This window comes from Amycolatopsis sp. NPDC028719 (assembly GCF_055565395.1).
Genome location: NZ_JBVHUL010000001.1, coordinates 423,103 through 445,819, shown reverse-complemented (window position 1 = coordinate 445,819; position 22,717 = coordinate 423,103). Strand labels below are relative to the sequence as shown.

Here is a 22,717-nt window from a genome sequence, read left to right as displayed (position 1 = left end):
ACGAGCCGGTCCGGGTTCTTGTTCCCGGGTTCAGCGGCAGATGTGGCCGCGGCCGGGTGTGACACCGCTCACCAGGTAGTCCACCTCGGCCGCGCGGGCGCACGCCGAGTTGAACAGCCCCGTGTGGCCGTCGTCGGTGCGGGTCAGCAACGCCGCGCCGCCGATGCTCGCCGCCAGGCCGCGGGCCCAGGCCAGCGGCGTCGCCGGGTCGTGGGCGCCACCGACCACCAGGATCGGCGGGGCGCCGTGGACCGGGTGCGGTTGTGGTGGGTTCTTCGCCGGGACCGGCCAGCCCGTGCAGCCGCTGGTGAAGTCCCAGTACTCCGAGTACCGCCAGCTGTGCGGCGCCACCGCGCGGAGCAGTCCGGCCATCGCCCCCAGGTCCGCCGGACCGGTGAACGGCGACGGGAAGTCGTGACAGCCGATCGCCCGGTACGCGCCGTAGATCGGGGACCGGAACTGGTTCCGCTCGGTCAGCCCCTTGGCGTCGGGGAACTCGCCGCCGGCCGCGGCCAGCGCCTTGCCCAGCGCCGGCCACTCTTCCCGGATGTAGAGGTGGTTGTAGACGCCGGCCGAGATCTCGTCGGCCGTCGCCGACCGGCCCAGGTCGCTCGCCCACACCGCGCCACGCGCCGCCCGGGCCACGACGTCGTCGTAGAAGCGCAGGACGTCCCGGCCACGCAGGACGCAGCCGGCCGAGCCACGGCACCAGTCGGCGAACCGGACCAGCGCGTCTTCGGTCGCCGCGGCCTCTTCGAGGATCGCCTGCCGCAGCGGCCGGGCATGATCGATCGCGCCGTCGAGCACCATCGTGCGCACCCGGCCGGAGTGCTTCGACGCGTAGACCGCGCCCAGCTCGGTGCCGTACGACAGGCCCAGCCACGAGATCTTCGGCTCGCCGAGCGCCACGCGGATCGTCTCGATGTCCTCGGCCGCGCTCTGCGTGTCCGCGTTCGCCAGCAACGGCCCGGTGCGGGCCAGGCAGTCCTCGCCCGCCGCGCGGTTGTGCGCCACCAGCGCGTCGAACCCCGGCCGGGACGACGGGAACCGGTCGAGCGCCGGATCGAACAGCGTCGCCGGGTCACACGTGATGCGGGGTGTGCTGAACCAGTCGCCGCGCGGGTCGAAACCCACGACGTCGAACCGCTGCCGCAGCCGCGCGAGGTCCGGCGACGCCAGTCCGCCGAACTGCACGAACCCGACGCCGGAGCCGCCCGGCCCGCCCGGGTTCACCAGCAGGGAGCCGATCCGCCCGCCCGGATCGAGCGCGGGCAGCCGGGCCAGCGCGAGCCGCGCCGACCCGAGCTCCGGCCTGGCGCGGTCGATCGGCACGTCGACCGTGGCACATTCGGCTGTCGGTTCCTGCTGTGTCGCGCACGGCTGCCACCCCAGCGGAGACGCTGAAGCGACGGCCGGTACCGCCGCCATGAGCACGACCGCCGCGATGACCGCGACGACCCGGCGCACGTCCATGATCTTGATCCTCCCCCTGCACGCCGTCCTTCGGCGTGCTCCCTTCCTAACAGCGACCACCGACGATTCAGGAGCGGTGGCCGGTCCAGGAGGAAAGGAAGAAATCCGGGTTTCCTTGCTGCACAACGACTTCCGCCGGGGTGCCGACCCAGGAAGTCACTCGATAGTGGGAATCCACGGCGACCGGCACCCCCTGCGCCGGCGCCGTGGACCCCTCCCCCCGCGTGAACCCCACGACGCCGAACATCGCGACGGCCCCCAGCAGCGCGGCCGCCAGCACGCGCCGTTCGATCTTGCCCATGGTGAAAAGCCCCCGTAGTAAGGAAAAGGTCAGGCCGCGCGGACCGTGACGCTGCCGCTGTCGGTCGTGAGGTCGAGCGTGTTCGGCGCGGAGCCGTCGGTCGGGACGTCGATGTTCCGGCGCCCGCTGTCGCTGTCGCCGACGACCCGGTACGGCCCGCCCGGCACCTCGACGTCGACACTGCCGCTGTCGGCCTTGATCTTGACGTTGTTCGCCTGCGCCAACGTGAAGTCGACGCTCCCGCTCGACGCCGTCACGTCGACCGGGCCGCGCACCCCGGTGCCCTTGATGCTGCCCGAGTCCGCGTGCACTTGGACTTCGCCGACGTCCGACAGGTCGATCCCCCCGCTGTCCAGCCGCAGCTTCACCAGGCCGGGCACGTCTTCGACGCGTGCGTGGCCGGAGTCCGACTGGACGTCCACGCTCGCCACGCCGGCGACGTCCAAGCCGCCCGAGTCCATCCGGCCGGTCACCGGCACGCCCGCGGGCACGACCACCTCGAAGTCGACCGAGCAGTTGGTGCCGCAGTCGGTGAGGACGAGCTGATCGCCGTCGACGCGGAAGAACGTCTCACCCGGCTTGCCGCGCCAGTGGTAACTGACCTTTTCGTGCACCGTCGGCGATCCCGTGCCGGTGCGGATCTTCACCGACCCCGAGTCGCCTTCCAGCTTCACGCTGCGAATGGTCTCCGAAAGGGTCTTGGTGTTCTGGAAGTCCGATCCCCAGCCCCAGCCGAACGCGGTCGCCAGGCCGACGCCGATCAGGACGATGCCACCCAGAGCCAGAAGCGGGCGCGCCATGGTCGTTGGTCCCCTCAGTGTTGTTTCCTCTGCGTGAGAAACGTTATGGCCGGGTGAGGGGTGAGCACATGGGGGTAACCCCCCGAAAGACCCTGAGATCCGTCCCTGACACGCGGGGGCGGGTCGAGGGGCCTAACCTGGCGCCAGGCTCAGTTCCGTGATCAGGAGGATCCATGCCGCAAGCACCCGGCCCGTACGAATCCCTGCCCGACGTGCCGTCCTTCACCCTCCGCAGCAACGACGTCGCCGACGGCGAAACCCTCGCCACGCCCCACCTCTCCGGCATCTTCGGCGCCGGCGGCGAGGACCGTTCGCCGCAGCTGGCCTGGGAAGGCTTCCCGGCGGAGACGAAGAGCTTCGCGGTGACGTGCTACGACCCGGACGCCCCGACCGGCAGCGGCTTCTGGCACTGGGCCGTGTTCAACATCCCGGCCTCGGTGACGGAGCTGGCCTCCGGCGCGGGCGACGGCTCGGGCTTGCCGGAAGGCGCGGTGACGCTGAAGGGCGACGGCGGCGTCAAGCAGTTCCTCGGCGCGGCGCCCCCGCCCGGGCACGGCCCGCACCGCTACTACTTCGCGGTGCACGCACTCGACGTCGACAAGCTGGACGTGCCGGAGGACGCGACACCGGCGTTCCTGGGCTTCAACATGTTCGGCCACACGCTGGCTCGCGCCGTGATCACGCCGGTGTACGAGAACAAGGGCTGAGATCGGAGACGGGCCCGGCGCTGTTGCGGATCGGCAACGGTGCCGGGCCCGTTTTTGTCGGTGGCCGATGACACACTGCGGTCATGTCACCACCGATAGCGACACCCCGGTCGAGAGCGCTGGGGTTCGGGCTGCGAAAGACGCGCAAGGAGCGCGGAATCGGGCTGCGCGAGCTGGCCCGGGCCACCGGCGTGCATCCGGCCGAACTGTCCAACTGGGAGCTTGGACTGAGGGTGCCCAAGGTCGAGGAGGTCGCGCTCCTGCTCGGGCAGTTGAGGGTGGAAGTGGCCGAGCGGGAGCGGCTGCTCGACCTGGCCGAGCACGCCCGCGAGCCCAACTGGCTGGAGTCGACGATGCCGGGCGCACCGGCCGATGTGTCGGCGTATGTCGAGTACGAGCGCACGGCGAGCGCGCTGCTCAGCTGGGAGCCGCACCTGGTGCCCGGCCTGCTGCAGACCCGTGAGTACGTGCGCCGGATCGTCACCGAGCCCGGCCGTGGCCCGGATGAGATCGACCGGCGGACCGAGATCCGCCTCGCGCGCCAGAAGCGGCTCCGCGGGCGCGATCCGCTGCACTACACGGTGCTCATCGGGGAAACCGCCATCCGGCCGGGGCTGGGCGGGCGGGCGGTGATGGCCGAGCAGCTGCGGCGATTGCTCTTCGAGGCGGAACGCCCCAACATCGGCCTGCGGATCGTGCCCGCGACCGAGTTCGGGCACCCGGGCCTGCACGGATCGTTCACCGTTCTGGAGTTCGTGGGCCTGCCGCCGATCGTTTTCCTGGAGCAGTACCGGGCCAGCGCCTACCTCTACGATGACGATCAGATCGCGGTTTACCGGGCTGCCGCGAAGACTTTGACCTCCCTCGCGCTGAGCGAGCCCGACTCCGCGCGGCTCCTCCGGGAGGTGGTCGGCGAACTGGAGGCCTGACATGCAGTGGCGGAAGTCCAGTCACAGCGGCGCGAACGAGAACTGCGTGGAGGTTGCGCTCGCTCAGGTGGTGCGGATCCGCGACACCAAGGACCGCCCGGGCGGAACGCTCGAAATCCCCACCCGATCGTGGGACGCCTTCCTTCAGCGCAGGGCTTCCTTGTTGACGCCTTCGCGCTCCAGGTAACGCCCCTTGGTGTGCTCACCGAAGCCGAACTGCCGGTACAGCCCGTGCGCGTCGGCGGTGTGCAGCATCCAGCGGAAACCCGAACCGGGCCCGTTGTCGATCATCTCGCGCACGATCTCCTTGCCGAGACCGGTTCCCCGCGCGGAGTCGACGACGAACACGTCGGCCAGGTACGCCGAAGACACGCCGTCGGAGAAGGCGCGCGCGAAGCCGACCAGTTCGTCACCGCGGTAGGCGCCGACGACTCGCCAGGACCCCTCGATCGCGGCCTCGACCTGTGCACGCGTGCGCCACCGGCCCCAGTAGGCCTCGGTCGAGAGGAACTTCCACACCACGTCGAGGTCGAGCCGCGTCGGGTCGTCGTCGAGCTCGTAGTCACCGAAGGTCCGCATGATCCGAAAATAAGCCCGGCGTCAACGCGGTTTCAGCAGGTAGTCCACCACCGGGCGCAGCTCTTCCGCGGACGGCGGCTCGTCGTCGATCAGGCCCTGGATCAGCAGCCCGTCGATACCCGCGAGGAAGACCCGGAACGCCACTTCGTCGTCGTGGCGGACCATCGACGTCAGGACGTCCAGCCAGCGCCGCGCGGCCGGGCGCAGCTCCGGCTTCCGCGCGGCCAGGAGGTACAGCTCGTACTCGGCCATCGTCCGCCCGCGCCGCGGGCCCAAGGCCTCCGCGAGCAGGCCCGCGACCTCCTCGGCGCCGCGCGAACCGCGTGAGCGGGCCCGGTCGATCATCCAGTAGACCTCGGTCGCCATGTCGCGGGCGCACGAGATGAGCGTCGCGATGAGCAGGTCGTCCAGCGACGAGAAGTGATAGGTCGTGGACGTCGTCGGCACGCCGGCCTCGGCCGCCACCGTCCGGTGCGTCACGCCCGCGACGCCGTCCCGCTCGATGATCCGCAGCGTGGCGGCGATGATCTCCGCACGCCGCTTGTCGCCCCGCGCTTTGCGACCGTCGACCTGCAGTTTCACGCCGACGCACTCCCCAGTTCGATCAGCACGACCCCGCCGATCACCAGCGCCAGCCCGCCGATCATCGCCGCGTTGATCGGCTCTTTGAGGAACACGACGCCGATGATCGCCACCAAGGCGACCCCGGCCGCGGCCCAGATCGCATACACGACCCCGACCGCCAGCCCCATCTTCAGTACCCGCGCGAGCAGGACGAACGCGATGGCGTAACCGGCCACCACGATGATCGACGGCCAGAGCTTCGAGAAGCCCTCGGAGAGCTTCAGCGAGACCGTCGCGGAGACCTCGGCGGCGATCGCCAACGCGAGAAGAAGGTAGGCACCCATAGGGTGAAAACTACCTGAACGATCGTCCCAAAACAAAGAGCGACGTACACCACATCGGTGGGACTTAGGGCCACTCAACGGGTTACTCATCAGTAAGGAAGGTTAGTCTCCCGGCACCACCACAGTTCTTTCCGGACGAAAGGCACCCGAACGATGGGCGCTCTCCAACTGACGCTCGGCGGGATCTCCGTCGTGCTCGGCCTCGTCGCCTGGGGCATGTTCGCCGCGACGATCGCCCGTTTCGTGCGGGTGATCCGGCTTGGGCAGCCCGACTCGACGCGCAACGGGCCGTTCATGCCGCGCATGAAGACGCTGATCAAGGAGTTCGCCGCGCACACGCGGATGAACCGCAAACGCAGCGTCGGGCCGGCTCACTGGCTCGTCATGTGGGGCTTCCTGCTCGGCTCGCTCGCCCTGTTCGAGGCGTACGGCGAGGTCTTCGTCCCGACGTGGGGCTGGCCGATCCTCGACGACTTCCCGCCGTTCCAGCTGCTCATGGAGCTGCTCGGACTCGGGACGATCGTCGGCATCCTGGTGCTGATGGCGATCCGCCAGCGCAACCACCCGCGCCGCGCCGACCGTCAGTCGCGCTTCGCCGGCTCGAGCTTCAAGTGGGCGTACTTCGTCGAGGCCGTCGTCCTGATCGAGGGCATCGGCATCATCGGCGTCCGCGCCGCGAAGTCCGCGCTGAACACGCACGAAGGGCCGCTGTGGGCGTCCTTCGTCTCGAACCCGATCGGCCAGCTGCTGCCGGCCAGCCCGAACCTGGTGACGATCTTCGCGTTCGTCAAGCTGATGAGCGCCACGGTCTGGCTGATCGTCGTCGCGCGCACGATGACCATGGGCATCGCCTGGCACCGCTTCAGCGCGTTCTTCAACATCTACTTCAAGCGCGAGGCCGACGGCGGCGTCGCGCTCGGCGCGCTCAAGCCGATGATGAGCGGCGGCAAGGTCCTCGACCTCGAGGAGGCCGACCCGGACGAGGACACCTTCGGCGTCGGCAAGATCGAGGACTTCAGCTGGAAGGGCTGGCTGGACTTCTCGACGTGCACCGAATGCGGCCGCTGCCAGGAGCAGTGCCCCGCGTGGAACACGGGCAAGCCGCTGTCGCCGAAGCTGGTCATCACGCAGCTGCGTGACCACGCTTACGCGAAGGCGCCTTACCTGATGGCCGGCGGCAAGCGCGACATGGCCGGTGACGAGATCGGTTTGTCCGGCGACGACATGTACGCCGGGATCGACGTCCTCGCGATCGCCGAGTCGCAGAAGGCCCTGATCGGCGATGACGGCGGCGTCATCGACCCGGACGTCCTGTGGTCCTGCACCAGCTGCGGCGCCTGCGTCGAGCAGTGCCCGGTCGACATCGAGCACGTCGACCACATCGTCGACATGCGCCGCTACCAGGTGATGATCGAGTCGTCGTTCCCCAGCGAGCTGAACGGCATGTTCAAGAACCTGGAGAACAAGGGCAACCCGTGGGGCCAGAACGCCAAGGACCGGCTGGCGTGGACCGAGGACCTGGACTTCGAGGTCCCGGTGTTCGACGGCGACATGGGCGACGCCGAGTACCTGTTCTGGGTCGGCTGCGCCGGCGCGTTCGAGGACCGTGCGAAGAAGACGACGCGGGCGGTCGCCGAGCTGCTGCACATGGCCGGCGTCAAGTACAAGGTGCTCGGCTCGGAGGAGTCCTGCACCGGTGACCCGGCGCGCCGCGCGGGCAACGAGTTCCTGTTCCAGATGCTGGCGCAGCAGAACGTCGAGGTGCTGAACTCGGTGTTCGAGGGCCGGGAGCGCAAGACGCGCAAGGTCGTCGTGACCTGCGCGCACTGCTTCAACACCCTCGCCAACGAGTACCCGGAGCTGGGTGGCCAGTTCGACGTCGTGCACCACACGCAGCTGCTGAACCGGCTGGTTCGCGAGAAGCAGCTGGTGCCGGTGGCGCCGGTCGCCGAGGACGTCACCTACCACGACCCGTGCTACCTCGGCCGCCACAACAAGGTGTACGAGGCGCCGCGCGAGCTCGTCGGCGCGACCGGCGCGCAGCTGCGTGAGATGCCGCGGCACGGCGACAAGTCGATGTGCTGCGGCGCCGGCGGCGCGCGGATGTGGATGGAAGAGAAGATCGGCAAGCGGATCAACGTCGAGCGCGTCGACGAGGCGCTCGGCACCGCGCCGTCGAAGATCGCGACCGGCTGCCCGTTCTGCAAGGTGATGCTGAACGACGGCCTCACGGCCCGCCAGGCCGACGGCAGCGCGAGCGAGAAGGTCGAGATCGTCGACGTCGCCCAGATGCTGCTCGAATCGGTCAAGCGCAAGCCGGAGCCGAAGCCGATCGCCCTCGGGGCGCCGTCGCTCGCGGAGGAGTGACAAAAGCCGCAAAGACGCACGGCCCCGGTCAGGACACCTGACCGGGGCCGTTTCTCATTACGTGAAACTCGGAAATCGATTACACGAATAACGTTCACAATATTCACCGCAATGGCCCATCAGGGCGGAAACAAACCTTGGCCAAAAGCCCCTCCACCGGGCGTATCCTGGGCTTTCCTCGCCGCCACCGCTGCCAGCGAGGCCACTTCGACGATCACGGAATCAGGGGGCAGCGCGGATGGGCGAGGACCTGCGGACCACGGGAACCGGGTTCGGGGAAACCACCGGCCGGCACGCCCTCCGCGATATCCCGCCCGTCGGCGAGTACCCCATGGAGCCGGCCGGCCAGCTTCCCACGCAGCGGACGCTCGTGCGCCCTTACGTCCTCACGCGCGGCCGGACGCAGTCGCGGCGGCACCTGGCGATCGAGGCCATGGTTTCGACGCGCGCCGGCTCGCACTGGAACGGCGCCCGGCTCAGCGGCGAGTTCCGCTCGGTGCGCACGCTGTGCCACCACCCGCGCTCGGTCGCCGAGGTCGCCGCCAGGCTCAGCGTGCCGCTCGGCGTCGCCCGGGTGCTGCTCGACGACATGGCGGAACAGGGCCTGGTCACCATCCACGACAACCGCGTGAACACCGACGGCCGCCCGGCCGTGGCGCTCATGGAACGCGTGCTGCACGGCCTGCGCCGCCTCTGACCATTACGCTCTTCAAGGTGAGCGAGGAACCCGAAAAGCCCGGTGGCGAAAGCACGCTGACCGTCCTGCTCGCCGGCGGGGTGAACCTGGCGATCGCGATCATGAAGCTGATCGCGGGCATCATCACCGGCTCCGGCGCGATGCTTTCCGAAGCGGCCCACTCGGTGGCCGACACGTTCACCGAGGTCCTGCTGCTGACCGCGTTGAAACGTTCCGACCGCCCGGCCGACCGCGTGCACCCCTTCGGCTACGGCAAGGAACGCTACTTCTGGTCGCTGCTCGCCGCCGTGTCGATCTTCGCGTCAGGCTCGATGTTCGCGCTCTACGAGGGCGTTTCGACGCTGTTCGGCCACGGCGAGGCGCAGAGCACGTCGATCCTCAGCTACATCGTGCTGGCGGTGGCTTTCCTGCTGGAAGGCACGTCGTGGGTGCAGGCGGTGCGCCAGACCGTCCGGGACTCCCGGGCGGAGAAACGGTCATTCTGGGCATATCTCCGCCTGATCGACGACCCCACCCCGAAGACCGTGCTTTTCGAGGACTCCGCCGCACTGGTCGGCCTGCTGGTCGCGTTCGCCGGCATCGGCCTGCACCAGATCACCGGCTCGGAGGTCTGGGACGGCGTCGCGTCGATCGTCATCGGCGTGCTGCTCGCCTTCGTCGCTTACCTGCTCGGGCGGACCAACCGCGGCCTGCTCATCGGCCGCCAGGCCAACCCGGAGATCGTCCGCGGCGTCCGCGACCACCTCGCCGCGGCGCCGGAAATCGAGGCCGTCGTGGACCTGCAGACGATGCTGATGGGCACCGACCAGGTTCTCGTCTGCACGCGCGTCGACTTCGACGACTCCCTGAGCGCCGCCGACCTCGAACGCGCGTGCGTCCGGCTCGCGGGCGAGCTGACCGAGTCGTTCAACGACGTCACCGAGGTGTTCATCGAGCCGGTGCCGCGGACGGATCCCGAGTTGCGCGCGACCGTGCTGGCCCGCTACGGCAACATCGCGGAGCGCTGGAACAACCCGGCTTAGCAGACCCTCAGTACCCGAAGTCTTGGACCCAGTAGTTGCCCGCCTTGGTGAAACCGACGCCGATCTTCGCCAGCGAGCAGTTCAGGATGTTCGCGCGGTGACCCTCGGAGTTCATCCAGGCGTCCATGACCTGCGCGGCGGACGTCTGACCCTTCGCGATGTTCTCCGCGCCCGGCTTCGAGTAGCCGGCGATCTTGATGCGCTGGTCGAACGTGACGCCCTCGGGGTTGGTGTGGGCGAAGAAGTTCCGGGCGGACATGTCGTCGCTGTAGTCCTGCGCGGCCTCGGTCAGGTGCGATTCCTCGGTCAGCGGCTTGCAGCCGGCCTGCGCGCGCTCGTCGTTGAGCAGGGAGATGACCTGCTCGGTGGTCGAGGACGCGACGCGGGCCGCGGCCTTGGTGGTCGGCGGCGGGGCCGCTTCCGAGGTCGTCGGCTTCGGGGCTTCGGACGTCTCGGTCGGGGCCGGAGCCGCACTGGAGGTCGTCGGCACGGGAGCGTCGGTCGTGACCGGCTTCGTGGCCGGTGCCTGCCCGCCCGCCAGTTCGGTGCCGCTGCCGCCCCCGGAGCCGCCCGGCGCGTCGGGCAGCACCAGGGCCGCGGCGCCGAGTTCGGCCGTGTTTCCTTCCGCGGTGGCCATCCAGGTGCCTGTCGCGGCGGAGAAAACGCCGAGCAGCACACTGAGTGACACCATCACCACGCGACCACGTTCACCAATGGGGGACACGGCGCGAGAACGTATCACGGAACGATTACAGCGAGAACCCTACGAACGCACTGGTCACATTCCCGGGTCAGGCATTCGACGACCGACATGGATTCCGCGGCAATCGGACGCTTCGGCGTTACTCCGTTCAGCCGCTTCGGACTTGGAAGGTCGCGTCTCCGGACGCCGTCACCGGGCGGCCGGTCGCGTCCTGGGCGGTGACGGTCGCCTTGCCCGTGAAGCCGCTTTTCCCCGCGATCGTCGTGCAGGTGTAGGTGATTTCGGCGTCCGCGGCCAGGGCGGGTGCGGTATGCGCGCACGACGCCGTGTGGTCGTCCACGACGGAGACGACGGTGAGCGGCACGTCGCCGGTGTTCTTGACCAGAATCGAGAACGTGACGATGTCGCCCGGCCGGACTTCGTACGGCGTCGCGTCCTTCATCAAGGCGATCTGCGGGTGGACGACGTCGACTTTCACTTCGGCTTTCGATTGCACGGAGCGATTGCCCGGGTCCATTCCGGTTACTTCGGTGGTGGTGCCGAAGTCGTCGTCCGGCGCTTTTCTCGTGCAGGTGTAGATCCGCTTTTCTCCGGCTGCCAGAGTGGCGAGCTTCTTCGCGCACGGTTCGTCGTCCACAACGGACACGCTGGTCAGCGGGACGTCACCGGTGTTGGTGACGCTGATGGTGAACGTGACTTCGTCGCCCGCACGGACCGTGCTCGGTCTGGCTTCTTTGGTGATCTTCACGGCCGGATGGATGACGTCGATCTCGTCGGCGTCCTCGGCGGTGACCGGCGGGCCGATCGGGGCCTTGGCCGTGGCTTTCGCTGTGCTCACGACGTCGTCCTGCGGCGCGGTCGTGGTGCAGTCGAACTTCTGGCTCGCACCGGGTTCGAGTCTGTCGAAGGCCTTCACGCAGGGCTCGCTGACCTTCACGTCGGCCAGGGGGACGTCGCCGGTGTTCGCGACGGTGATCGTGAGGGGCACGGCGTCGCCTGGGCGGAAGGGGCCCTTCGTGTCCTTCCTGCCTTGCATGTCCTGCGTGATCGCGAGTGCCGGGTGCTGGACGGTGTAGGCCGCATCGTCGGTGGCGCTGACCTGGCGGTTCGTCGGATCGGTGCCGATTGCGGTGGCGGAGCTCACGAAACTGTCGGTGCCGGCGTCTACCGTGCAGGAGTGGTGCTGGGAAGCGCCGGGAGGGAGGGTGCCGATGGACTGAGCGCACGCCGGAGTCCGACTGTCCGCAATGGACACGCCGGTCAGCGGGACATCGCCGGTGTTCGCGACGACGAGGGTGAACGTGACGGTGTCGCCTTGCCGGACCTGCGCGGGCGTCGCGTCGTTCGTGATGGTGACCGCCGGGTGGATGACATCGACCGGTTCCCCGGCGGTGGCGGTCACGGGACGGTTCGTGGCGTCGGTGGCGGTGACGGCCGCAGTGGCGGTGAAGTCGGCTTCGCCGGCGGCTTCAGTGCAGCTGTAGTTCTGCGTGGCTCGCGGTTCGAGTGAACCCAGGAGTTTGGCGCATGCCGGTGCGCCTGGATCGGCCACGGAGACGTCGCGCAGCACGCTGTCGCCGGTGTTGGTGACGGTGATCGTCGAGGTGACGACGTCGCCCGGGCGGACGATCCTGAGGTCGACGGTCCTGCCGATCGTGACGGCCGGGTGGATGACGTCGAGGTTCGCTTGGGCGGTCGCGGTGACCGCGGGGCCGGTGGGCGGAGTGCCGGTGAGGCGGACGGCGGCGGTGACGTCGTCGGCCGGCGCGGTGAGGGTGCAGCCGAAGTCGCGGGTGCCACCGGGTTCGAGGGAGCCCTCGAGAACCTGGGCGCAGCCGGTGACTCGCGCCTGCGGGCCGGTGGCCCGAGGGCCTGGGGCCGGTGTGTCGGCGACGGCCTGCTGACCAGACGCCTGCGGGCCGGTGGCTCGCGAATCGGCTGGCGCGGCTGGGGTCGGTGTGTCCGCGGCAGCCTCCTGGCCGGGCGCCTGCGGACCGGTGGCCTGGGAGCGATCGGCCTGCGTGGCCGGAGTCGGTGCATCTGCGGCAGCCTGCCGACCAGGTACTTGCGAGTCCGTGACCCGCAAGCCGGTCAGTGGCACGTCGCCGGTGTTGCGCACCGTGATCCGCAGCGGCACCGCGTCACCCTCGCGGAACGGCCCGCGCGCAACCGCCGCGGTGATCGCCACGCCCGGGTGCTGCACGGCGAACACGGCCTCCGCGCCGGCCGTCACCGGACGGGCCGTCGGGTCCGTGCCCGTCACCGTCGGCTTGCTCGTGAAGCCGGTGGCGCTCGCGACCGTCGCGCACGTGTACGTCGAAGCCGCCTGCGGCTGGAGCGTCCCGAGCGGCTTCGCGCACTCCGCGACCTGGTCGTCCGCGACCACCACGCCGGTCAGCGGCACGTCGCCCGTGTTGGTGGCGGTGATCGTCCAGGTCACCGTGTCCCCTTCGCGGACAGCCGCGGGCGAAGCCTGCGCGGCGAGCGCCACCCCCGGGTGGATCACGTCGACCACGGCGTCGTCGGTGACCTTCACCGCGCGGCCGAGCGCGTCCTTCCCCGACGCGGCCGCCGTGTTGGTGAAGTCGTCCGGTGGCGCCGCCGCAGTGCAGGTGTAGGTCTGCCTGCCCTGCGGCGGCAGCGCGCCGATCGTCTTGGCGCACGCCGGCGTGCGGTCGTCGGTGACGGCGACCTCCGTCAGTGGGGCGTCGCCGGCGTTGGCGACCGTGATCGTGAACGTGATCGGGTCGCCGGCGCGGACGATGCCGGGCTTGGCGTCCTTCGTGAGCGTCAGGGCCGGCGTGATCACCGTGACGGTCGCCGGCGCGGTGGCGGACACCGGTTGGCCCGCGACGTCGGTGCCGGTGGCGGTCACGTGCGACGTCGTCGTCGTGGACGGGTTCGCCGTGCACGTGTACGTCTGCGTCGCGCCCGCGGCCAGGCCCTCGAACGTGCGCGAACACGACGTCGTCGTGTCGTCGGTGACCTTCACCGGCGCGAGCGGGCTGTCGCCGGTGTTCTTGACCGCGACGGAGAACGTCACGGCGTCGCCCGCGTGGATCACCGGCGGCTCCGCGGTCTTGGTGACCTCGACGGCGGGCGCGATCGTCGGCGCGGGGGCGTCCGCGGTGGCCGTGACCTCCTTGCCGAGCTCGTCGGTCGCGGCCGCGCTCGCGGTGTTGACGCCGTCGGCGATCGGAGCCTTCGCCGTGCACGTCGTCGTGCGGCTTTCGCCGGGTGCGAGAGCTCCGGCGAGGGCGCACGAAGGCGCCTTCGGGTCGGTGACCCGCAGGCCGGAAAGCCCGATGTCGCCGGTGTTCGTGACCTTGATGGCGAAGGCCGCGGCGTCGCCGGCGCGGTAGGCGGGCTTGTCGGCCGTCTTCGTCATGCCCAAGGACGGGTGCACGACGTCGACGGCGCCGGTCGCGGTGCCGTCGAGCGCGTCACCGAGGGCGCTCGTGCCGGTGGCCTTCACCGTGTTCGTGAAGTCGTCGGCCGGGGCGGGACCGGTGCAGTCGTAGGTGACCGTCTGGCCCGGGGCGAGCAGGCCGAGTGGCTTGGCGCAGGCCGGAAAGATCTCGTCGGCGACCTGCACGCCGGACGCCGCGATGCCGCCCGGGTTGGTCACGGCGACGGCGAACGTCGCCGGCTCGCCGGCGTGCGCCTTCGGCCGCGTCGCGCGCAGGGCGACCTGGAGTTCGGGCACCGGCACGGAAAACGCCATGTTCTGCGCGAGATAACTGTCCCCGCTCGTGACGAAGCCGAGCTTCGCGCTCGTCGCGCCCGCGGGGATGTTGTCGACGTTGAACGCCTTCGCGTCCACGCTGAAGTTGTTCTTCATCCCCGGCGCGGCGGCGTTGTCGGCGTTGGAGACGAAGAAGTTCGACGTCCCGCCGGTCGCGGGCTCGGCGGCCGGGGTGCCGTCGACCAGGAACTGGTCGCCGGAGCCACCCCAGTCGCCGTCGTAGGCGGTGACGCCGAGGTGCGCGTCGGCGGCCGCCGCGCGGAAGCCGGTGATCGTCGTTTCCGCGGGGACTTCGGAGGCCTGGCGGACGTGTCCGTCGTAGACGACGACCTTGCGCTTGTTCGGCGCGAAGTCGGGGTTGCGGGACGGATACGCGTAGACGAGGGCGACCGACCAGCCGCCGGCGCAGTCGAAACCCTGGGGCGCCCAGACGTTGCCGACCGTCACGTCGAGCGCGGCGCCGGTCGGCGCGCTCGCGAACTCGCTGGTCACGTCGGCGTGGGCGGAATAGTACGGGCCATCTTCCGCGAAGGCCGACGGATGAACGTCGACGGACTTCGCACTGCCCACCGAAAGCCGGACGTCCTGCGAGGCGGGGTTCCCCGGCGGCGCGACGGCCGGGACACCCTCGCGGAATCCGCACGTCTTCCCCGTCGTGTTGCCCGCCCAGTTCAGGCGGGCGAAGACGATCCGCGCACCGGGCGGGATGCGCACGGACGCACTCGCGGAATCGAACGTGCCGGGGTCGGCGTCGACGTCGGCCCACTGCATGAAGAAATCGTCGTTGACCAGGGTGTCCTTGCGGTCCGCGGTGTTCGCGCACGCCGCGGGCGTGTCCACCGCACCCGCTACCGGCGCGTGGTCGGCGGCGACCGGGCAGCGGAGGACGCCGTTGCCCGCATACAGGAAGTCGCCGTAGACGACGTCGTCATAGCCGACCGCGAAGGGCGGGGCGCCGGCCGCACCGGCCGCCGGCGTCAGCGCCGCGGCCAGAAAGATCGACACCAGAACGAAAACCGAGCGAAGCGGTCTCTCGGTCAACCGCATTCCTCGCTACCTCCGGGGCCGGGACGACCTTCCGGAGCTTGGCACGAACGAGCGGTTTACGCCCCCATTCTCACCCGTCCGTGGAGCCGGTCAGCTTCACCGTCGACTCGTGGGTGAGGGCGGTGGCTGCTTCGACGAACCCGATCACCGTGCGGAGCTCGTCGTCGGTGTAGCGGTCGCACAGCTCGTACATGCGCTTGACGAGGTGGTCCCATAGGTGCACGCCGCTCGCGATGGCCTGCTCGTCCAGCGCGATGAGGACGCGGCGGCGGTCGCCGGGGTGCGGCCGGCGGTCGACGATGCCCTTGCGCTCCAGCCGGTCGATCATCGCGGTCACCGATGCGGGCGCCAGGCCGGAGAGCCGCGCGAGGTCCTTCGGCGTCTGCGGCCCGAAGCGCGCGAGGTAGTCCAGGACCTTGGCGTCGACCGCCGACAGCCCCCGCGTCTCGGAGATCGCGGTGTGGAACATGACCGTCTCCGTCGACAGCTCCCGGGACCTGAGCAGGACTTCTTCGACCAGGTGCGCTCGCTCGCTTGACACGGACTCCAGCCTAGCCCACTCTTTAGTTCGACGGAACGAATTAGTTTCTAAGAGATTCGAGGGGACGAACGAGATGACACGAGCACTGATCATCGGGGGCGGCATCGCGGGCACCATCACGGCCATCGCCCTGCACGAAGCCGGGCATGAACCGGTGCTGTTCGAGGCGTACGACCGCGGCGCCGAGGGCGTCGGCGCGTTCCTCACGCTGGCCGTCAACGGCCTGGACGCGCTGCTGCCGCTGGGCCTCAAGGACGTCGTCAAGAGCACGGGCTTCGACTCGCCCCGCATGTCGATCGGGCTCGGCAACGGCATCCGCCTGACCGAGTTCACCCTCGGCGGCACGCTGCCGGACGGCACCGTGACCCAGACCGTGCTGCGCTCCGACCTCTACGTCGCCCTGCGCGACGAGGCCGCCCGGCGCGGGATCCGAGCCGAGTACGGCAAACGCCTGATCGGCGCGAGTCAGACGTCTTCGCAGGTCAGAGCCGACTTCTCGGATGGCTCACACGTCGAAGGCGACCTGCTGATCGGCGCCGACGGGCTCCGTTCGCGCGTCCGCACGATCATCGACCCGGACGCGCCGGCGCCGCGGTACGTGCCGCTGCTCAACACCGGTGGGTTCGCCGAAGGCCTGACCCTGCCGGACGAACCGGGCGTGCTGAACATGGTCTTCGGCAAGCGCGTGTTCTTCTGCCACGTCGTGAGCCCGAAGGACGGCCGCGTCTGGTGGTTCGCCAACCCCGCCCGCAAGACCGAGCCGACCGCGTCCGAGCTGGCGACGCTGGCCGGCGAGAAACTGCGCGCCGAGCTGCTGGACCTGGTGGCCCGCGACCGCACGCCGGCGACGGAGATCATCCGCGCGACCCGCGACGTCTACCCGGCGTGGCCGACGTTCGACTTCCCGACGGTCCCGGTCTGGCACCGCGGCCGCATGGTGATCATCGGCGACGCGGCGCACGCGACGTCACCGGCGGCGGGCCAGGGCGCGTCGATGGCCATCGAAGACGCCGTCACGCTGGGCAAGTGCCTTCGCGACGTGCCGGACATCGGGCGCGCGCTGAGCACGTACGAGAGCCTGCGGCGCGAGCGCGTCGAAGCTGTCGTCGCGGCGGGAAAGCGCAACGGCGACAACAAGGTGATCGGCCCCGTCGGGCGCGTCGTCCGCGACTTCTTCCTCAAGCGGATCTTCTCGAAGCCGTTCGACGAGGACCCGAACGCCTTCATGTGGCAGCACCGCATCGACTGGGACGAGAAGATCTCCGCTTAGCGCCAGGTGTCGACGCGGTGGAAGTTCTTGTACGCCCGGCTCGGGGTCGGGCCGCGCTGTCCCTGGTAGCGGGACCCGGCCTCGCTCGAACCGTACGGGAACTCGGCCGCGCTGGAGAGCCGGAAGATGCACAGCTGGCCGATCTTCATGCCCGGCCAGAGCGTGATCGGCAGGTTCGCGACGTTCGACAGCTCGAGCGTGATGTGCCCGGAAAAGCCCGGGTCGATGAACCCGGCGGTCGAGTGCGTGAGCAGCCCGAGGCGGCCGAGCGACGACTTGCCTTCGAGCCGCCCGGCGAGGTCGTCGGCCAGGGTGACGAGCTCGAACGTCGAGCCGAGCACGAACTCACCCGGGTGCAGGACGAAGGGTTCTTCGCCCTCCTTCTCGACGAGCGAGGTCAGCTCGTCCTGCTGCAGCTGCGGGTCGATGTGGGTGTACTTGCTGTTGTCGAAGACGCGGAAGAACCGGTCGAGCCGGACGTCGATGCTGGACGGCTGGACCATGGCGGGATCGAAGGGGTCGATGCCGAGCCGGCCGGCGTCGAGCTCTTTGCGGAGGTCACGGTCACTGAGCAGCACGGGCCGAAGCCTAACGGGTGTGTTCAGGCGACCCGCATGTGCTGCGCGTAGGAGGTGTCGGGCGCGAAGATCTTCTCGAGCCGCTTCACGTACCCGCGGCGCCCGGCCTCGCCGATCCGTTCCTGCAGCGCGGTGGCCCCTGGGATGAACCGCCGCACGGTCTCGGCGGCGAAGTTGACGCCCGCCACGGCGACGATCGCGGCCTGCGCGACGGGGTCGTTCGGCAGCCCGAGAAAGTCGGCGTTGGTCTTCCCGAGCACGAGCCGGCTGATCGAAGAGTGCACGGCGACGGAGACGTGCGAGAGCACCTTCCCGACGGCGCCGCGCCCCTCGCCGACGGCGGCGTTGGCCTCGATGAGCGCTTTGGCGAGGCGTTTCGAGTCGTCGTCCGGGATGAACTCGGTGGCGGCGAGCAGCCAGAGCAGGCGCCAGGCGTCCTCTTCGGAGGTGGGCAGCAGCTCGTCGTCGACGCCCATGAGCCAGCCGATGTACCGCCAGAGGTGCAGGATGTCGCCGCGCTCGCGGGCGGAGTAGCGGAGGCCGAGCAGCTGCGTGCCGAAGACGTAGACGAGGGAGAAGAGCAGGAGGGTGCCGGCGGTCTGCACCTGGTTGACGGGCCGGTCCCAGGCGTCGTAGTCCCAGTCCTCCCGCCGGTTCATGGCGGCGCGCACGTGGGCGTGCACGAGCCGGATCCGCAGCGCCGAGGCGTAGCCCTGCTCGCCGTGCTTGAGGGCGCCGGGCGTGGTGACGTCGATCCACCAGGTGGCGGTCTCGACGAGCCGCCGCGTGGCCTGGTACTCGATCTCGCCGGTCCCGACCAGGGATTTCGTGGCGCGGGACGCGAGGTAGCCGCCCATCAGCGACATGTCGCCGAGCGGGAAGAGCCCGAGCAGCCCGGCCCGGGTGATGGCTTTGGCGCCACGCTCGAGCCGCTCGTCGTCGACCCAGTAAGGCTTGGCGTCGACCTCGTCGAAGAAGGCCTTCAGCGGTCCGGGAGTCGTGACGCCGTTCTCGAGGGCGTCTTCGAAGAGCTTCCGGCCCTGCCCCTTGGGCTGCCGCGCCATCCAGGCGACGACGTCGTCGGCGCGCTGGTCCTCGACCTGGGCGAACTCCCGCAGCCGGGCGACCTGCCGTTCGTCGCCCCGGATGTCCCCTTCGACGAACAGCCGCTGGGCCAGCCGGAACCCGCCTTGCCGGAACAGCTCGGGCTCATCCATGGCGCTCACCTCCGAGGTCGACAACAAGTGTTGTCACTTGAGCCGCGGACGTCAAGGAGGGAGGGGTCTGGACACGGGGATCACGCCGCCGTGTATGCTGACGGCGCACTGCGGATGTAGTTCAATGGTAGAACATCAGTTTCCCAAGCTGAATACGCGGGTTCGATTCCCGTCATCCGCTCTCAAGGAAACCCCGGACATTCATTCCGGGGTTTCTTTTTGTATCCGGGCCCGCAAATGAGCCGCGTGCGCGTCCGGCAAACCGGTTTCCACCGCCCGCTCCAAAGCGTCGGAAGCCGACGGCGATCCCAAGCGGTGCAACAACTCCGCCCGCGACGCGTGCCACCACGGATAATCGCCCAGGCCCGCCAAAGCGTCCACCAGTGCCAACCCCGCCGCGGGTCCGTCGCGCTCCGCTATGGCGGCCGCGCGGTTCAAGTGGACCACCGGGGTGTCCTGGACCGACAACAGCACGTCGTACCAGGAGATGACCGCGTCCCAGTTCGTCTCCGAATACGACGGGGCCAGGTCGTGGCAGGCCGCGATCGCCGCCTGGACGACGTACGGGTTCGGGACCGACGGTGTCCGGCGCAGCCCCACGCCCACCAGTTCGACGCCCTCCTTGATCAGCGAACCGTCCCACGCCGAACGGTCCTGGTCGGCCAGCAGCACCGGCATCCCCGCGGAGAACCGGGCCGCGCGGCGGGCGTCCTGCAGCAGGACCAGCGCCAGCAACCCCAAGGCCGTCGGCTCGTCGGGCATCAGGGAAGCCAGCAGACGCGCCAGGCGGACGGCCTCCGCCCGCAGCGCATCCCGGCCCGTGTAGCCCTCGTTGAAGATCAGGTACACCGTCGACGCCACCCCGGACAGGCGTGCGGGCAACTCCGCAGCAGACGGCACCCGATAAGGAATCCGGGCCTGAGCGATCTTCTGCTTCGCGCGCGTCAAGCGCTTCGCCATCGTCGCTTCGGGGACCAGCAGGCCACGGGCCACCTCCGCCGTCGACAACCCGCCCAACGTCCGAAGCGCCAGGGCGACCTGGGCGTCCACCGACAACGCCGGGTGGCAGCACGTGAACACCAGCCGCAGCAGGTCGTCGCGGACCGCGACCGGGTCCGGGAACGGGTCGACGGCCGGCATCGCGTCCGCCTCCTTCCCGAGCCGCTTCGCTTCGCGGCGGACGACGTCCACCGCGCGGCGGCGGGCCGCCACCAGGAGCCAGCCGCGTGGGTTGTCCGGGACGCCGTCGCGCGGCCACGTCTCCAGCGCGCGCACGACGGCATCCTGAACGGCGTCTTCGGCCAGGTCGACGCTGCCGGTGACGCGGACCAGCGTGGCCAGTACCCGGGTGCCCTCGTCCCGGACCAGCCGCGCGACCGCGTCCCCGGCGTGCGTCACTTGCCGAAGTCGACGACCGGCCGGACCTCGATCGCGCCGTCCCAGGCGCCGGGGATCTGCGCCGCGACCTTGACGGCTTCGTCGAGGTCGGCGCACTCGATCAGGTAGAAGCCGGTGAGGGCTTCCTTCGTCTCCGCGTACGGGCCGTCGCTGGTGACGATGTCGCCGCCCTTGCCGCCGGTGACGCGGACCGTCGTCGCGGTCGCCGTCGGGTACAGCGCCGCGCCGCCGCGGATGACGGCCTGCGCCGCCGCGCCGAACTCGTCGTAGTCCTTCATCATGTCCGTGGCCTCGGGCGTGGTCGGGTCGACGTCGGAGGCGTAGATGATCGCGGCGTACTTGGGCATGGCTGCTCCTCACAGGATCCTGACCGGCGCCGATCGCCGGCTTTCACTGTAAGGACGAACGGCGCGGACGTCCCCGGGACAACCGCGCCGGACTTTTTTTCTCAGCCCTCGACGAGCTCCCACTCGGAGTCCGGGGTCGCGCGGTCGTAGACCTGGCCCGGCGCCGCCTTGAGGACGGTCCGGACGTCCGGGTACAGGTTCGCGACGTGCTCCAGCTCCAGGCCTTCGACCTCGAAGTCCTCCGCCTCGGGGACCTCGAAGCCGACGAACAGCCAGGTGCCGTCCTGCTCGCGCACGACCTGGCGGACCGCGCGCACCGGCTGCTGCCAGCCGGCCGGGATCTCGGTGAGGCCGGTGCTGATCTGGGCTTCGTCGTCCGGCGAGCCCTCGAACTCCCAGGCCGCGCGGCGCTGGGAAAGCAGCCGGACGTCCTCGTCTTCGTCGTCCGAGCCGGCCACCGACGACAGCAGCCACGTGCGGCGCTCGGGGTCCCAGTCGGCGGCCATCCCCGTCGGCAGCCCGGCCAGCGCGGCCAGCTGCGGGAGCAGCTCGAGCGCCTCGCGCACCGACAGCTTGCCGAAGCTCTCGCGGTTGACGAGCACGTCGTCGGACAGCTCGGTGCCGTCGCTGATGAACCAGTCGTCCTCGTCGTCGAGCACGACGAAGCCCAGTGCGTCCGGGTCGTTCACCAGGGCCAGGGCGATGATCACCGGTGCTTCCGGGTCCTGGCGCAGCGGCCATTCGGTCGACATGCGCCATATCCCACCATCGGGCGACCTCCGGCCGGGAAGCGGGGGTCGGCCGCTCGATAAATTCATCAAGCGTTGATATTATCCCGGCATGGTGCTGCCCAAGGGACTCGCCCGCTTCAACCGCGTGGTGACCAACCGGATCAACAAGTACGTCGTGAACTGGGCGCCGGGCTTCGGCCTGCTCGTCCACAAAGGACGCAAGTCCGGCAAGGAGTACCGCACGCCGCTCAACGTCTTCCGCACGGACGACGGCTTCGTCGTCGCGCTCACCTACGGCCCCGGCACCGACTGGGTCAAGAACGTGCTGGCCGCGGAGAGTTGCACCCTGGTCACCCGGCGGCGTAATTACCGCGTGCATTCGCCCGAGCTCGTGCATGATGAGTCGCGCCGAGCGATGCCCACGCCCGTGCGGCAGTTCCTCGGCCTGCTGAACGTCCACGACTTCCTGCTGCTGAAGCGGGACTAGGGGGAGCCATGCTCGAGGGGAAGCTCGTCCGGCTGCGTGCGCTCGAACCGGAGGACGCCGAAAAGATCCACGCGTGGATCCACGATCCCGAGGTCGGCCGCTGGATGAACAACAGCCACCCGCGGTCGCTCGCGCAGATCCGCAAACGCGCCGAGGAACGCCCGGTCAACAGCTACGAACTGGTCGTGCTGGGGATCGAGGCCGACGGCAAGCTCATCGGCATCGTCGACCTGCGGGACGCCGAACCCGAGGTCGGCAACGCCGAGCTGGACATCTACATCGGCGACGCCGGGTACCGCAACGGCGGCGGCTACGGCACCGAGGCGCTGCGCCTGATGTGCCGCTACGGCTTCAACTCCATGCGGCTGCACATGATCACGCTCTGGGTGGTCGCCGAGAACGAGCGCGCGCGGCACGTCTACCGCAAGGTGGGGTTCTCCGAAGACGGCCGCCACCGCGAGGCGTTCGTCGCGGCCGACGGCGAGCGGCACGACATGATCCTGATGAGCATGCTCAAGGGCGAGCTCAAGTGGTGAGCCGGCGGGGCGCCCGCAGCCGCCATGCCTCTTCGAGCAGCTCGCGCAGCTGATCGACGTCCACGCGCTCCAGGTCGACGATGACCATGCCGTGCCCGTCGTAGTGCGGTGTCGTGAAGAAGGCCGCGTCGCCGGAATCCAGCAACGCGGCCTTCTCGTCGAGCCCGCACAGCACGACCAGGCCGCCTTCGGCCTCGGTCCGCAGCCGCGCGAACCCCTTGCCCGCCACCTTGAGCGCGGGCGTGCGGTACCAGGTCGACGCCTCGACCTCGGGGAGTCCCGAGGCCAGGCGCACGACGTCTTCCCAGGTCGTCATGAGTTCATTGTCGACCCG

The 22,717-nt window shown here is 69.7% G+C and carries 24 protein-coding genes and 1 tRNA gene; 10 read left to right on the top strand and 15 right to left on the bottom strand.

The annotated features are described in order from the left end of the window. Positions 1–30: 30 nt before the first annotated feature. The 3 genes from ACZ4TR_RS02145 to ACZ4TR_RS02135 form a co-directional block, all read right to left on the bottom strand. The gene (locus tag ACZ4TR_RS02145; protein ID WP_465285389.1) at positions 31–1,473 is read right to left on the bottom strand and encodes an alpha/beta hydrolase; all 1,443 of its coding nucleotides are present in this window, start codon (positions 1,471–1,473) and stop codon (positions 31–33) included. A gap of 67 nt (positions 1,474–1,540) precedes the next feature. After that, entirely contained in the window at positions 1,541–1,774 is a 234-nt protein-coding gene (locus ACZ4TR_RS02140) for a hypothetical protein (protein WP_364510448.1), read from the bottom strand. Between the two features lie 29 nt (positions 1,775–1,803). Next, positions 1,804–2,574 (bottom strand): DUF4097 family beta strand repeat-containing protein, encoded by a 771-nt coding sequence (locus ACZ4TR_RS02135; RefSeq protein ID WP_465285388.1) that lies wholly within the window; start codon positions 2,572–2,574, stop codon positions 1,804–1,806. 173 nt (positions 2,575–2,747) lie between these two features. Between ACZ4TR_RS02135 and ACZ4TR_RS02130 the strand changes: the two genes are divergently transcribed. The 3 genes from ACZ4TR_RS02130 to ACZ4TR_RS02120 all read left to right on the top strand — a co-directional run bounded on the left by ACZ4TR_RS02130 (position 2,748) and on the right by ACZ4TR_RS02120 (position 4,397). Continuing rightward, positions 2,748–3,281 (top strand): YbhB/YbcL family Raf kinase inhibitor-like protein, encoded by a 534-nt coding sequence (locus ACZ4TR_RS02130; RefSeq protein ID WP_364510442.1) that lies wholly within the window; start codon positions 2,748–2,750, stop codon positions 3,279–3,281. 83 nt (positions 3,282–3,364) lie between these two features. Further along, positions 3,365–4,210 (top strand): helix-turn-helix domain-containing protein, encoded by an 846-nt coding sequence (locus tag ACZ4TR_RS02125; protein WP_465285387.1) that lies wholly within the window; start codon positions 3,365–3,367, stop codon positions 4,208–4,210. 1 nt (position 4,211) lies between these two features. Further along, on the top strand, positions 4,212–4,397 hold the full coding sequence (locus ACZ4TR_RS02120) for a DUF397 domain-containing protein (RefSeq protein WP_465285386.1): 186 nt from the start codon (positions 4,212–4,214) through the stop codon (positions 4,395–4,397). Here the strand turns inward: ACZ4TR_RS02120 and ACZ4TR_RS02115 are convergent. The 3 genes from ACZ4TR_RS02115 to ACZ4TR_RS02105 are packed head-to-tail and all read right to left on the bottom strand — an operon-like array spanning position 4,355 to position 5,697. Next, positions 4,355–4,789, bottom strand: coding sequence for a GNAT family N-acetyltransferase (locus tag ACZ4TR_RS02115; RefSeq protein ID WP_465285385.1), 435 nt, complete (start codon positions 4,787–4,789; stop codon positions 4,355–4,357). The two genes, ACZ4TR_RS02120 and ACZ4TR_RS02115, sit on opposite strands and share 43 nt — an antisense overlap. A gap of 21 nt (positions 4,790–4,810) precedes the next feature. Beyond that, positions 4,811–5,371 (bottom strand): TetR/AcrR family transcriptional regulator, encoded by a 561-nt coding sequence (locus ACZ4TR_RS02110; RefSeq protein WP_364510431.1) that lies wholly within the window; start codon positions 5,369–5,371, stop codon positions 4,811–4,813. Further along, on the bottom strand, positions 5,368–5,697 hold the full coding sequence (locus ACZ4TR_RS02105; RefSeq protein ID WP_465285384.1) for a DMT family transporter: 330 nt from the start codon (positions 5,695–5,697) through the stop codon (positions 5,368–5,370). Before ACZ4TR_RS02105 ends, ACZ4TR_RS02110 begins: the two co-directional genes overlap by 4 nt. A gap of 153 nt (positions 5,698–5,850) precedes the next feature. Here ACZ4TR_RS02105 and ACZ4TR_RS02100 point away from each other — a divergent pair, with 153 nt between their 5' ends. The 3 genes from ACZ4TR_RS02100 to ACZ4TR_RS02090 all read left to right on the top strand — a co-directional run bounded on the left by ACZ4TR_RS02100 (position 5,851) and on the right by ACZ4TR_RS02090 (position 9,783). Beyond that, positions 5,851–8,064 carry a (Fe-S)-binding protein gene (locus ACZ4TR_RS02100; protein WP_465285383.1) on the top strand — a complete coding sequence of 738 codons (2,214 nt, stop codon included), beginning with the start codon at positions 5,851–5,853 and terminating at the stop codon, positions 8,062–8,064. A 238-nt stretch (positions 8,065–8,302) separates the two neighbouring features. Next, complete coding sequence (locus ACZ4TR_RS02095; protein WP_364510422.1) at positions 8,303–8,761, top strand: DUF742 domain-containing protein; 459 nt, start codon at positions 8,303–8,305, stop codon at positions 8,759–8,761. 17 nt (positions 8,762–8,778) lie between these two features. Continuing rightward, positions 8,779–9,783, top strand: a complete 1,005-nt coding sequence (locus ACZ4TR_RS02090) for a cation diffusion facilitator family transporter (RefSeq protein WP_465285382.1) — start codon at positions 8,779–8,781, stop codon at positions 9,781–9,783. A 7-nt stretch (positions 9,784–9,790) separates the two neighbouring features. Here the strand turns inward: ACZ4TR_RS02090 and ACZ4TR_RS02085 are convergent, their stop codons facing one another. The 3 genes from ACZ4TR_RS02085 to ACZ4TR_RS02075 form a co-directional block, all read right to left on the bottom strand. Then, positions 9,791–10,480, bottom strand: coding sequence for a CAP domain-containing protein (locus ACZ4TR_RS02085; RefSeq protein ID WP_465285381.1), 690 nt, complete (start codon positions 10,478–10,480; stop codon positions 9,791–9,793). A gap of 154 nt (positions 10,481–10,634) precedes the next feature. Beyond that, complete coding sequence (locus ACZ4TR_RS02080; protein ID WP_465285380.1) at positions 10,635–15,278, bottom strand: DUF7507 domain-containing protein; 4,644 nt, start codon at positions 15,276–15,278, stop codon at positions 10,635–10,637. A gap of 70 nt (positions 15,279–15,348) precedes the next feature. After that, entirely contained in the window at positions 15,349–15,819 is a 471-nt protein-coding gene (locus ACZ4TR_RS02075) for a MarR family transcriptional regulator (protein ID WP_465285379.1), read from the bottom strand. A 73-nt stretch (positions 15,820–15,892) separates the two neighbouring features. Here ACZ4TR_RS02075 and ACZ4TR_RS02070 point away from each other — a divergent pair, with 73 nt between their 5' ends. Further along, positions 15,893–17,089 (top strand): FAD-dependent oxidoreductase, encoded by a 1,197-nt coding sequence (locus ACZ4TR_RS02070; protein ID WP_465285378.1) that lies wholly within the window; start codon positions 15,893–15,895, stop codon positions 17,087–17,089. On the opposite strand, the gene dcd is transcribed toward ACZ4TR_RS02070, so the two are convergent. Next, positions 17,086–17,667, bottom strand: coding sequence for a dCTP deaminase (gene dcd / locus ACZ4TR_RS02065; RefSeq protein ID WP_286000938.1), 582 nt, complete (start codon positions 17,665–17,667; stop codon positions 17,086–17,088). The genes ACZ4TR_RS02070 and dcd overlap by 4 nt on opposite strands. 23 nt (positions 17,668–17,690) lie before the next feature. Next, on the bottom strand, positions 17,691–18,884 hold the full coding sequence (locus ACZ4TR_RS02060) for an oxygenase MpaB family protein (RefSeq protein WP_465285377.1): 1,194 nt from the start codon (positions 18,882–18,884) through the stop codon (positions 17,691–17,693). Positions 18,885–18,994: 110 nt separating this feature from the next. Between ACZ4TR_RS02060 and ACZ4TR_RS02055 the strand changes: the two genes are divergently transcribed. Beyond that, positions 18,995–19,065 (top strand) — tRNA-Gly (locus tag ACZ4TR_RS02055). A 20-nt stretch (positions 19,066–19,085) separates the two neighbouring features. On the opposite strand, the gene ACZ4TR_RS02050 is transcribed toward ACZ4TR_RS02055, so the two are convergent. From ACZ4TR_RS02050 to ACZ4TR_RS02040, 3 genes are all read right to left on the bottom strand, one after another. Further along, positions 19,086–20,282 (bottom strand): RNA polymerase sigma factor, encoded by a 1,197-nt coding sequence (locus tag ACZ4TR_RS02050; RefSeq protein WP_465285376.1) that lies wholly within the window; start codon positions 20,280–20,282, stop codon positions 19,086–19,088. Continuing rightward, on the bottom strand, positions 20,279–20,629 hold the full coding sequence (locus ACZ4TR_RS02045; RefSeq protein ID WP_364510400.1) for a YciI family protein: 351 nt from the start codon (positions 20,627–20,629) through the stop codon (positions 20,279–20,281). The genes ACZ4TR_RS02050 and ACZ4TR_RS02045 overlap by 4 nt, the downstream gene beginning before the upstream one ends. 101 nt (positions 20,630–20,730) lie before the next feature. Beyond that, the gene (locus ACZ4TR_RS02040; RefSeq protein WP_364510398.1) at positions 20,731–21,381 is read right to left on the bottom strand and encodes a hypothetical protein; all 651 of its coding nucleotides are present in this window, start codon (positions 21,379–21,381) and stop codon (positions 20,731–20,733) included. An 88-nt stretch (positions 21,382–21,469) separates the two neighbouring features. Between ACZ4TR_RS02040 and ACZ4TR_RS02035 the strand changes: the two genes are divergently transcribed. Then, positions 21,470–21,847, top strand: a complete 378-nt coding sequence (locus ACZ4TR_RS02035; RefSeq protein WP_465285375.1) for a nitroreductase family deazaflavin-dependent oxidoreductase — start codon at positions 21,470–21,472, stop codon at positions 21,845–21,847. Between the two features lie 8 nt (positions 21,848–21,855). Beyond that, complete coding sequence (locus tag ACZ4TR_RS02030) at positions 21,856–22,383, top strand: GNAT family N-acetyltransferase (RefSeq protein WP_465285374.1); 528 nt, start codon at positions 21,856–21,858, stop codon at positions 22,381–22,383. On the opposite strand, the gene ACZ4TR_RS02025 is transcribed toward ACZ4TR_RS02030, so the two are convergent. Beyond that, complete coding sequence (locus ACZ4TR_RS02025; protein WP_465285373.1) at positions 22,373–22,699, bottom strand: MmcQ/YjbR family DNA-binding protein; 327 nt, start codon at positions 22,697–22,699, stop codon at positions 22,373–22,375. The genes ACZ4TR_RS02030 and ACZ4TR_RS02025 overlap by 11 nt on opposite strands. Positions 22,700–22,717 lie beyond the last annotated feature (18 nt).

Bases quoted from the DNA above. Each gene is read 5' to 3' on its own strand.
- ACZ4TR_RS02035 (WP_465285375.1), top strand. From the start codon at position 21,470: ATGGTGCTGCCCAAGGGACTCGCCCGCTTCAACCGCGTGGTGACCAAC.
- ACZ4TR_RS02045 (WP_364510400.1), bottom strand. From the start codon at position 20,629: ATGCCCAAGTACGCCGCGATCATCTACGCCTCCGACGTCGACCCGACC.
- ACZ4TR_RS02135 (WP_465285388.1), bottom strand. From the start codon at position 2,574: ATGGCGCGCCCGCTTCTGGCTCTGGGTGGCATCGTCCTGATCGGCGTC.
- ACZ4TR_RS02145 (WP_465285389.1), bottom strand. From the start codon at position 1,473: ATGGACGTGCGCCGGGTCGTCGCGGTCATCGCGGCGGTCGTGCTCATG.
- ACZ4TR_RS02130 (WP_364510442.1), top strand. From the start codon at position 2,748: ATGCCGCAAGCACCCGGCCCGTACGAATCCCTGCCCGACGTGCCGTCC.
- ACZ4TR_RS02095 (WP_364510422.1), top strand. From the start codon at position 8,303: ATGGGCGAGGACCTGCGGACCACGGGAACCGGGTTCGGGGAAACCACC.
- ACZ4TR_RS02105 (WP_465285384.1), bottom strand. From the start codon at position 5,697: ATGGGTGCCTACCTTCTTCTCGCGTTGGCGATCGCCGCCGAGGTCTCC.
- ACZ4TR_RS02060 (WP_465285377.1), bottom strand. From the start codon at position 18,884: ATGGATGAGCCCGAGCTGTTCCGGCAAGGCGGGTTCCGGCTGGCCCAG.
- ACZ4TR_RS02040 (WP_364510398.1), bottom strand. From the start codon at position 21,381: ATGTCGACCGAATGGCCGCTGCGCCAGGACCCGGAAGCACCGGTGATC.
- ACZ4TR_RS02125 (WP_465285387.1), top strand. From the start codon at position 3,365: ATGTCACCACCGATAGCGACACCCCGGTCGAGAGCGCTGGGGTTCGGG.
- ACZ4TR_RS02070 (WP_465285378.1), top strand. From the start codon at position 15,893: ATGACACGAGCACTGATCATCGGGGGCGGCATCGCGGGCACCATCACG.
- ACZ4TR_RS02140 (WP_364510448.1), bottom strand. From the start codon at position 1,774: ATGGGCAAGATCGAACGGCGCGTGCTGGCGGCCGCGCTGCTGGGGGCC.
- ACZ4TR_RS02080 (WP_465285380.1), bottom strand. From the start codon at position 15,278: ATGCGGTTGACCGAGAGACCGCTTCGCTCGGTTTTCGTTCTGGTGTCG.
- ACZ4TR_RS02115 (WP_465285385.1), bottom strand. From the start codon at position 4,789: ATGCGGACCTTCGGTGACTACGAGCTCGACGACGACCCGACGCGGCTC.
- ACZ4TR_RS02025 (WP_465285373.1), bottom strand. From the start codon at position 22,699: ATGACGACCTGGGAAGACGTCGTGCGCCTGGCCTCGGGACTCCCCGAG.
- ACZ4TR_RS02100 (WP_465285383.1), top strand. From the start codon at position 5,851: ATGGGCGCTCTCCAACTGACGCTCGGCGGGATCTCCGTCGTGCTCGGC.
- ACZ4TR_RS02120 (WP_465285386.1), top strand. From the start codon at position 4,212: ATGCAGTGGCGGAAGTCCAGTCACAGCGGCGCGAACGAGAACTGCGTG.
- ACZ4TR_RS02030 (WP_465285374.1), top strand. From the start codon at position 21,856: ATGCTCGAGGGGAAGCTCGTCCGGCTGCGTGCGCTCGAACCGGAGGAC.